Source organism: Thioalkalivibrio sp. AKL9, assembly GCF_000377825.1.
Classification (GTDB): Bacteria; Pseudomonadota; Gammaproteobacteria; order Ectothiorhodospirales; family Ectothiorhodospiraceae; genus Thioalkalivibrio; species Thioalkalivibrio versutus.
The window spans coordinates 374,948-384,366 of the sequence record NZ_KB905104.1 but is presented as its reverse complement, the minus strand read 5'-3'; the positions used below and the strand labels follow the sequence as shown (position 1 = coordinate 384,366).

The 9,419-nt window shown below is 65.8% G+C and carries 10 protein-coding genes; 5 read left to right on the top strand and 5 right to left on the bottom strand.

What is annotated here, in order from left to right; all coding sequences use genetic code 11:
* From D573_RS14095 to D573_RS0103895, 3 genes are all read left to right on the top strand, one after another.
* Positions 1-288, top strand: a 288-nt coding sequence (locus tag D573_RS14095) for an integrase core domain-containing protein (RefSeq protein ID WP_018939171.1), incomplete at its 5' end; no start/stop codon positions are given.
* Positions 289-294: 6 nt separating this feature from the next.
* Entirely contained in the window at positions 295-573 is a 279-nt protein-coding gene (locus D573_RS0103900; protein ID WP_081618729.1) for a type II toxin-antitoxin system RelE/ParE family toxin, read from the top strand.
* Positions 573-854, top strand: coding sequence for a helix-turn-helix domain-containing protein (locus D573_RS0103895; RefSeq protein WP_018937793.1), 282 nt, complete (start codon positions 573-575; stop codon positions 852-854). Before D573_RS0103900 ends, D573_RS0103895 begins: the two co-directional genes overlap by 1 nt.
* 469 nt (positions 855-1,323) lie before the next feature.
* Here the strand turns inward: D573_RS0103895 and D573_RS0103885 are convergent, their stop codons facing one another.
* The 4 genes from D573_RS0103885 to D573_RS0103870 form a co-directional block, all read right to left on the bottom strand.
* Entirely contained in the window at positions 1,324-1,638 is a 315-nt protein-coding gene (locus D573_RS0103885) for a CcdB family protein (RefSeq protein ID WP_018937791.1), read from the bottom strand.
* The gene (locus tag D573_RS0103880; RefSeq protein WP_018937790.1) at positions 1,638-1,886 is read right to left on the bottom strand and encodes a type II toxin-antitoxin system CcdA family antitoxin; all 249 of its coding nucleotides are present in this window, start codon (positions 1,884-1,886) and stop codon (positions 1,638-1,640) included. Before D573_RS0103880 ends, D573_RS0103885 begins: the two co-directional genes overlap by 1 nt.
* 1,343 nt (positions 1,887-3,229) lie before the next feature.
* The gene (locus D573_RS0103875; protein ID WP_018937789.1) at positions 3,230-3,436 is read right to left on the bottom strand and encodes a hypothetical protein; all 207 of its coding nucleotides are present in this window, start codon (positions 3,434-3,436) and stop codon (positions 3,230-3,232) included.
* Positions 3,437-3,490: 54 nt separating this feature from the next.
* The gene (locus D573_RS0103870) at positions 3,491-3,715 is read right to left on the bottom strand and encodes a hypothetical protein (RefSeq protein ID WP_018937788.1); all 225 of its coding nucleotides are present in this window, start codon (positions 3,713-3,715) and stop codon (positions 3,491-3,493) included.
* A 208-nt stretch (positions 3,716-3,923) separates the two neighbouring features.
* On the opposite strand from D573_RS0103870, the gene D573_RS0103865 reads away from it, so the two are divergent.
* Positions 3,924-4,421 (top strand): DUF302 domain-containing protein, encoded by a 498-nt coding sequence (locus D573_RS0103865; RefSeq protein WP_018169562.1) that lies wholly within the window; start codon positions 3,924-3,926, stop codon positions 4,419-4,421.
* 308 nt (positions 4,422-4,729) lie between these two features.
* Positions 4,730-8,062: a bifunctional diguanylate cyclase/phosphodiesterase gene (locus D573_RS0103860; RefSeq protein ID WP_018937787.1), complete on the top strand. Its 3,333-nt coding sequence runs from the start codon at positions 4,730-4,732 to the stop codon at positions 8,060-8,062.
* Between the two features lie 75 nt (positions 8,063-8,137).
* Here the strand turns inward: D573_RS0103860 and D573_RS0103855 are convergent, their stop codons facing one another.
* Entirely contained in the window at positions 8,138-9,397 is a 1,260-nt protein-coding gene (locus D573_RS0103855; RefSeq protein WP_018937786.1) for a NupC/NupG family nucleoside CNT transporter, read from the bottom strand.
* Positions 9,398-9,419 lie beyond the last annotated feature (22 nt).

Sequence of the window (9,419 nt, the reverse complement as noted above, 5' to 3'; positions counted from 1 at the left end):
TATCACGCCCGGGCGTTCAGTCAGGCCTGCCGACGACTGGGGATCCGCCACCGTCGCACCCGGCCCTACACGCCCCGAACCAACGGCAAGGCCGAGCGCTTCATCCAGACCGCCTTGCGCGAGTGGGCCTATGCCTTCACCTACGCCACGTCAAAGGAACGCAAAAACCATCTTCCCCGATGGATCCATGACTACAACTGGCACCGTCCACACGGTAGCCTGAACCAACAACCACCCATCAGCATCCTCGGCCTACCCGAGGACAACCTCGTGAGACTCCACACCTAGAAGGAGATCAGGGCGCTGCCGCCGGATCTTCAGGCTCGTTATCTGCGGCTGGTGGATGTGATTCAGGGACACGGCCCGGGGGTGTTAGGTATGCCCCATGCGCGGCAGGTGGAGGGCAAGATCTGGGAGTTGCGGCTGAAGGGGCGTGACGGGATTGCTCGAGCCCTTTATGTCTGCGCAGCTTCACGCGAGGTGGTTGTTCTGCATGCCTTCGTGAAGAAAAGCCAGAAGACCCCGCGTCGGGCGATTGATACGGCCAGGAAGCGGTGGGAGGAGTATCTGTGATGAAGACCCATGAGGAACTGAGAGCCGAGCTGCTGGAAGACTCGGAGGTACGCCGCGAGTATGAGCAGCTGGGGCCGGAGTTCGAGTTCATCGAGGCGCTGCTCGACGCGCGCGCCAGGGCGGGCCTCAGCCAGGCAGAAGTCGCCCGACGCATGGGGACAACGCAGTCGGTGGTGGCGCGGCTGGAGGGTGGCCGGTCGGCCCCTACCTGGAAGACCCTTTGCCGGTATGCGGAGGCCACGGGGCGTCGGCTCCGACTGCATCTGGAGGATCGGGCCTGACCTCCTGAAGGTTTGGGCCACCGGTTTTACAGGAGGCCAGCCCTCTGGCCGATCCGGCGTTGGCCGGGCCCCTCAAACCGGGCGCTGCGTCCTTTGCTGTCTAGCAGCCGCATCACGTCCCTCTCTTCGGCTTCTCGAACCGTCGAAAAGCCATATCTCCATCCTTCGTCATACCGGAAACCGCGTGGCGGTTATCCGGGATCTCTGGCGTGGGTGGTGGCACCGGCGTTTGGTGTTGGTCCGACGTGGGAGGTCCCGGCTCTTCGCTTCGCTGCGGCCGGGGTGACGGAAGGTTTGGTCAATATCGAGGCCATGAGGTTCTGGTTCCGGCTGCTTTTGCAGGATCGGCTCTGAGCGAATACAGGGATGCGGAGACGTGCGGGCCTCTCGTGGGAAGGAAACGGACACAGGTGGATTGTCACCTTGAAGAGGCGGGCACAGAACGCGATGGGCGGCGCGTGGGCCTCGATCAGATGCCCGTAAACAGGAAGTCGCAGGCGGCCATGATGGTGTCTCGTTCGCCGCCGAGGGAGAGGACTTCTTCGCCTAACGTGGTCCGGGAGACCCCGGCAAGCTCGGCGGTGGACAATACCACCCGGTGACCTTCGATAGTGAAGGCGGGGTTGAGGATGTGGGCGGGGAGGCCAAATGACTCCGCGTGTATCAGCGGGGCCACGACCACGGTGCTGATCTCCGCGAGCAGGTCGTTCTGGAGTACCAGCAGGTACGGTACCCAGGATGCGGTATCGGCGGATGGGTTGCGGTGGACCGAGAGCTGGGCCATCAGAAGCGGCGAGTGCGGTCACCGAAGCTGCCACGCTCGGCAACACGCTGGTTGTATTCGGCCAGGGCTTGGCGGTTCTCGGCGATCCAGGCATCGCGGCGTGCTTCTCGCACGGCCTGGACTAACTGCTGCTCGAAAAGGGCCGAGAGGTTGATGCCCAGTTCACGCGCCTGAGCCAGAAGGTCGGAATTGACGGTGAGGTTGGTGGCCTTGCGCGGGGCGTCGGTGTTGTAGGGCATGAGGTTCATGGTGGCTCCCGGTCTGTTCATATGCGATGCGCATAGAATGTGCGCATTCATCATATGGGTCAATTACGGTCATTTGAGAGATGGTGATGCGTTCTGGGTTTCAGTTGTACCGGTTGTCCTGGATCTCAGGTGTAGATGGTGGCACCGGCGTTTGGTGTTGGTCCGACGTGGGAGATCCCGGCTCTTCGCTTCGCTACGGCCGGGATGACAGAGTGTGGGGGCTGCGGCCGGGATGACAGAGTGTGGGGGCTGCGGCCGGGATGACAGAGTGTGGGGGCTGCGGCCGGGATGACGGGACAGGGGTGTTGCGGCCGGGACGATGACAAGGGAATTCAACGGAGAGGGATTGCTCCGTCGCCCGCAGGATCGACCTTCCCGGTCATCCCGGAAACGGCGAAGCCGTTATCCGGGATCTCGACCGTCCAGGGATAGCAAAGTGGCTGTGGGGCTCCATCCGTGGGAGATCCCGGCTCTTCGCTGCGCTACGGCCGGGATGACGGGGTGGGGTGGCGCTGGCGCCGGGATGACGGGGTGGGGGCGTTGCGGCCGGGATGATGGGGTAGGGTGGTGCTGGTCTCCGGCCAGGGTTGCGTGTGCTTCGGGGCGGGGGCTTGGCGTCTGCGATTCCGGGATGCTGATCGGAGAAACTGGTAGGGTCAGTCGGGTGTGGGACGCTGAGATGATGAGAATCTACCGCTGACCGGCCGATATCGACCGTTGGCGGGTTTTTCTGCTGTGGGGCTGGAATCCTCTACTTTATGTGCTAGTTTCTGTCGCGGGGACACGGACGTTCCCGAAAGAGCCGCCCGGGCAAGGATGCTGGGGTGGCTCTTTCTCTTTCTGGGGCTGGTGAAGAGCGAGGCTCTCTGGCTGGTGATCGGAGGGTGTGATTCGGCGGCCCGTTCTTCTATTTCCTCGCCGGGCGCGCAGGCTCCGCGCGCGCACTTTGAGGCGGGCGGACGGGCACCGAGGGAGGGTGCGCGCGCGATACCTGCGGTGATGCCCGGAATGCGGACCGCGGGCGGGTCCTCAGTGCGAAGCCGGCCGTCTTTGGGTGGTAGGTGGGGATGGTTGGGGCCTTGGCGGGCGAGCATTGCTGCGCGTAATCGGCAATGCGCGGGCTCGTGACGCTTGCTGGGGTGATTGTTTGCTGGCGGGCCCCATAGGGAATCACGGGTATGGGGGTGTTGTCTGGCGCGGGCGGGGGCTTCGCGGCCAAGGCCGCTCCCACAGGGTCTGATCCCACAAGGGCCTTATTCGTTGGGGCGATGCAACTATGCGGTTGCCAGAGAGGGGGGCTCCGGCGAAAGACCGCCCCACGGGGTTGTGGGGCGGCGCTTGGTTTAGTGGTCGGCGGGGGGCATGTATTCGTGGCGGATGTGGTCCGGTTGCTCCGGTAGCTGGATGCCGGCGTTTTCCAGGGCTTCGGTTAGCTCCTCGCATTCGTCGAGGTCGTCGGCGCGCTTCTTGAGCGTGGCCAGGGCGTCGGCGGCTTCCGCCTGGGGCATGGTGATGACGAGTTCCCCGTTTTCCGCTTTTTCCAGGTGCATGTGCTGCTCCTTAGTGTCTTGTGGTGAGTCGATGATGCCTTTGCGGCGGCGAGCTCAGTCCTCGATGGAGGGCTGCTTGGGGGCCTGCTCGTCGAAGGCATGCGGCGGCTGGCGGAATTCGTTTTCCAGCTCGTAGATGCCGTCTTGCAGCACGGAGCCCAGTGCCCGCGCGCCGTTGCTGATCTCGCCATCGAGCTCGGTGATGTTTTCGGCGATGCCCTTCGCGGTCTTCTTGTCGATCTTCAGGGTGACCGTTCCGTCCTTCAGTGTGGCTTCCATGTCGATCTCCTGGTTGCGATGTTGGTGACGTCGGTTGTACCCGTGTAGAACGGGTCTGATTCGTGTTCGGTTGACCTGCATCAAGATAGCCGGGCTCGTTGGGCGCTATCCTGTATAACCGTTTCTGCCTCCAACGTACCGAAGAGGCAGCCGATCACGAGCATTCCCGCTTCCCGGGAAAGGAGAAACCATGATGCATTCTAAAGTGATGACCATGCGCCACGGCCCGCGGTTCCTCGCACTGGTGGCGATGCTGCTGGCGCTGGCGTTTGTCGGTGCGGCGCAGGCCGATAACCATGGCGACCAGCAGCCGGAGATGGTCAAGGTGACGCAGAGCCCGCATTCGTTCCCGGAAACCCTGGCCGCGTTCGAGCGCGAGGCGTCCGAGGCCGGCTGGAGCATCCTGAACCGCAACAACATGGCCGGGACGCTATCCGAGCGCGGTTTCACCATTGATCCGGTGGTGATCCTGGACGTGTGCAGCGGGCGCTACAGCGCCCAGATCCTGGAAGAGGATGCGTATCGCCCGGTTTCCGCCTTCATGCCCTGCCGGGTGAGCGTTTATCAGGACAGCCAGGGGGATGTGTTCATCTCGCGGATGAATGTCCCGGACTTCCTGCCGATGATGCCGGAAGGCGTGGCCGAGGTGATGGAGAAGTCTTCCGAGGAGATCGAGGCGATTATCGAGCGGGCCATCGCCGAGTAACGCAATCCGGTACAGTCCTGTACCGCAGGCCGGGCGTCAGGCTGGATTGGATCTGACGTGCCCGGTGCAATGGGGCCCGCTTCGGCGGTTCCCTTGTTGTTGGGGTCGAGGGATGACGGCCCGCCGGTTCCCCTGGAATGTGCAATGAACGCTTGAATGGAGACGGGGTGTCCCCCGATGCAGATGCCGTTGGCATTGACGAGAAACGACGCGACTAGCAGCGATTCGGCCCGATGGGGCGCCGCGCCAGCCGGAAACGGGGCGCGGCGCTTTTTTGCGTCCGCGTCGAGCGCGTGCGGGCACCGCCGATGACGACCCGGCGTCAGGTGTCGCGGCGCTTCGCGGCCGGGTGGATCGCGGGTGCCTATGTCGTGCTGGGGCTGTTGTGGATTGCCCTGTCCGATGTGGCGCTGGCCTGGTGGGCGGGGGCGGACATCACGACTGCCCTGACACGGGTGCACCTGGGCAAGGGCTTTGGGTTCGTGCTGGTCTCCGGGGCGCTGCTTTATCTTGCGATGCGCTGGTTGCCGGCCTGGCGCGACGAGGCGCCGGGTACGGGTGCGCGCGAGGAGCTGGCGCGTTTCGGCTCCTGGCCCTGGCTGGTGCTGGCCGTGGCGGTGATCGCCTCCACCGCAGGCGTAGGGCTGGGCGCGTGGCATTTGCAGGGGGCCGCCGCCGAGTCGCAGGCGCGTGAGGATCTGCAACGCGCGGCTTTTTTGAAGGGCGGCGTGATCGACCAATGGCTGGCGGAGCGTACCGGCGACGCGATGGTTCTGGGCGAGGCGCGGGGCTTCAACCTGTTCGCGGTAACGGCCCTCGAGCGGCGTTCGACGCTGGCGCTGGAGCAGGTGCTCGATCGCCTGGAGCTGATGCGCACGGCTTATGATTACGACAGCGTGGCCCTGCTGGATGCGGATCGTCAGCCGGTGATCGAACTGGGCCGCAGTGCCCTCGACGAGGCCGCGATGGACGCGGTGCTGCGCGAGGTGCGGCGCAGTGGCGAGACCAGTGAGCCGATCCTGCACGCGGACCCGGACCGGCGCCCGCGGATCAGTTGGGCGGTGCCGGTGCGCGACCGGGCGGCACCGCAGCATCCGGTGGTGGGACTGTTGCTGCTGTCATCGACGCTCGAGAACCTGCATCCGTTGCTGACCCTGACCGCGAACCGTAACGGCATGGATGCCCAGGCGCATATCGTGGTGCGCGAGGGTGACCAACGCGCCATGATTGCCCGGATCACCGAGTCCGGGGGCCTGATTATCCCGGCGCCTGCGGCCTTCCCCCGGCTACGCGAACGGGTCCTGGATCATCCCCGTGCCGAGGTTGTGATCGAGCGCTTTGAGGATGCGGACAGTCCGTTCCTTGCCGGTATACAGGGGCTGGAACCCGCGGGCTGGGACCTGGTGCTGAAGCGCGATCTCGACGCGCTTCAGGCGCTGCCACGGCAGCAGGCGGCGTGGGCGGCCGGGGCCACGCTGTTCGTCTGGCTGGTCGTGCTCGGGGCGGGGGCGTTGCTGTGGCGTCAGCAGTGGTTGCGGCGCAACCTGGTCTTGGTCCGGGCTCACGCCGATCAACATCGGCTGCTCGGGATCTTTTTCGATATGCCGTTTGTCGGGATGGCGATTTCCGGGCCGCGGGGTCAGGGCTGGGAACGCGTGAATGCGTGCCTGGCCGACATGCTGGGTTATGCGCCGGACGAGCTGGCGGCGATGGACTGGGACCGCCTGGCCATACCCGAGGATCGTGGCTGCGAGGCGGTGCTGGATGCCGAGATGCGCCGCGGCGACCGTCCGGGCTATAGCGTGGTGAAGCGCCTGCTGCGCCGTGACGGGCGCGTGATGGTCGCGGATATCGACGTGAAGTGCAGCCGCACGCCGCAGGGCGAGCTGGACCGGGTGGTGGCGACGGTCGGGGACATCACCGAACAGCGCGAACAGGAAGAGCGGCAGCGCCTGGCCTCGGTGGTGTTCGAAAACACCCGAGAAGGGGTGGTGATTACGGATGCTAGCGCCCATATCCTGTCGGTGAACCGGGCCTTTACCCAGTTGATGGGATACACCCAGGACGAGGTGGTGGGGCACACGCCGAAGATGTTCCAGTCCGGGCGCCACGATCAGGCGTTTTACACCAACCTGTATCGCGAGCTGCAGGTGAACGGTCACTGGCAGGGCGAGATCTGGAACCGGCGCAAGAACGGCGAGATCTTCCCGGAGTTGCAGAGCATTACCGCGGTGCGCAACGAGCAGGGCCACCTTACACATTACGTGTCGGTGTTCGCGGATATCTCGCGGATCAAGGCGTCGGAGGCGGAGCTCGACTTCCTCGCGCATCACGATCCGCTGACCGAGCTGCCGAATCGCCGCTTGCTGCGCGCACGCCTGACGCACGGCATCTCGTTGATGCGTCGCCGCCAGGGGCATCTGGCGCTGCTGTTCGTGGATATCGACCGCTTCAAGGACATCAACGACAGCCAGGGCCACGCCGCGGGGGACCGCTTGCTGAAGATCGTCGGTGAGCGCCTGCAGGTGGGGCGGCGCGGAACCGATACCGTTGCCCGCCTGGCGAGCGACGAGTTCGCGGTGCTGGTGGAGAACCTGGGGCATGTGGACGACGCCGCGCTGGTGGCGGAGAACATCATCCGCGAGGTGGGCTACCCCTGTGATCTCGGCAACGGCGTGGAGATGGAGATTGCCGCGACGGTTGGCATCGCGGTCTTCCCCGACCATGGGGTGGATGCCGACACCCTGCTGCAGCAGGCGAGTACCGCGCTGTCGCAGGCCAAGATGGACGGGCGCGGGAGCTATCGGTATTACTCCGACGAGTTCACCCGTGCGGCACGCGAGCGCATTGACCTGTCGGCGCGCCTGCGCCGCGCCATCGAGGCGGATGTGCTGGAGGTCCACTACCAGCCGCAGTACAACGTCGAGGACGGGCGACTGCTGGGGGCGGAGGCGCTGTTGCGCTGGACCGATCCCGAGCTGGGTCCGATCTCGCCGGGGCGCTTTATCCCGCTGGCCGAGCAGACCGGCCTGATCGTGGAGCTGGGGGGCTGGGTGCTGCGCCGGGTGATCGAGCAGGGCCATCGCTGGCGCGCGGCGGGCTATCCGCCGATCCGCCTGGCGGTGAACGTCTCGGCGCTGCAGTTCCAGCGGGTGCCGATCGACCAGCAGGTGGGCCAGTTGCTGGAGGACTTCGAGTTCCCGGCGGATCAACTGGAGCTGGAGATCACCGAGTCCGCGTTGATGGCGGACCCGAGCCGGGCCCGGCGCATCCTGATGCGCTTGCGCGAGCGCGGGGTGCACTTTGCGATCGATGACTTCGGCACCGGGTACTCCTCCATGGCGCAGCTCAAGCGTTTCCCGGTGGATACGCTCAAGATCGACAAGAGCTTCGTCGACGGCCTGGCCGAGGACGATGCGGCCGGCAGCGCGGACGATCGCTCCATTGCCCGCTCCATCGTTGGCCTGGGCCATGGCCTTGGGCTGACCGTGCTGGCGGAAGGCGTGGAGACCGCCGAGCAGCTCGCGGTTCTGCGCGAGCTGGGCTGTGACCACTATCAGGGGTTCTACGCCAGCCGCCCGGTGCCGGCGCTCGAGTTCGAGGCCTTGCTGACCAGCGCTCCGGGCACGCCTTCACCTTAGGCGGTTCACCGCGGCATCCGGAGGATGTTGCAGCGGCCCGTCTGGCGAGCCCGTTGCGGGCCTCGCGTCGGGCTACTAGACCCCGGGCAGGTGCAGGATGCCGACCACGGCGCCGGTCATCAGCGTGGCCAGGGTGCCGGCCACGATGGCGCGGATGCCGAGGGCAACGATCTCGCTGCGTCGCTCCGGGACCAGGGCGCCCAGCCCCCCGATCAGGATGCCGAGACTGCCGAGGTTGGCGAACCCGCTGAGGGCGTAGATCAGGATCAGCTCGCTGCGCGCGGACAGGGCGTCGCGCGGCAGTTCGGCCAGATGCAGGAAGGCCACCATTTCGTTGAGGATGGTCTTTACCCCGAGCAGGGAGCCGGCGGTGACCGCCTCGTTCCAGGGGATGCCCATCAGCCAGGCCAGCGGCGCGAAGACCCACCCCAGCATGCGCTCCAGGCTGAGGGCCGCCCCGGCCACCTCCGGTAACGCGCCGAGCATCACGTTGACCAGCGCGACCAGCGCAATCACCACGATCAGCAGCGCGACGATCTGCAGGAGCAGTTCCAGCCCGCGCAGGGTGCCGCGGGTGATCGCATCCATCGAACTGCTGGCGGGTTCCGGTTCGGGCAGCAACTCGCCCGCGGTCGAGGGTGCGGTGGGCGGGATCATCACCGTGGCAACCAGCAGTGCGGCCGGCAGGCTGATCAGGGAGGCGACGATCAGGTGGCCCAGAGCATCGTCCAGCGCCGTGTTGATGATGGTGGCGTAGAGCACGAGCATGGTGCCGGCCAGGGTGGCCATGCCGACGGCCATCAGTGCGAACAGCTCGCTGCGGGTCATCTCCCGCAGATAGGGGCGGATCACCAGCGGGGATTCGACCATGCCGAGGAACACGTTGGACGCGGTGCCCACGCCCAGGGCGCCGCCGATCCCGAAGGCCCGCTGCAATACCCTGGACGCGCCGCGGATCAGTAGCGGCAGGATGCGCCAGTGAAACAGCAGCGCCGAGAGTGCGCTCAGGACCAGGATCAGCGGCAGGGCCTGAAAGGCGAGCACGAAGGTGCTGCCGTGGCCTTCGGTCGCAAATGGGGGTTCGTCCCCGCCGATGTAGCCGAAGACGAAGGTGGTCCCGGCCTGCGTCGCGTCGGTCAGGGCGATCACCGCCTCGTTGGCCCACAGGAACAGGTGCTGCATGCACGGCACGTTCAGCAACAGCGCGGCAATCCCGAATTGCAGGGCCAGGCCGGCCAGTACCGGCCGCCAGGGGAATGACCGCCGGTGCTCGCTCAGCAGCCACGCGATCGCAATGAAGACCAGAAGGCCCAGGCCGGCTTGCAACTCGGTCACGAACAGTCTCCGACAAAAATGG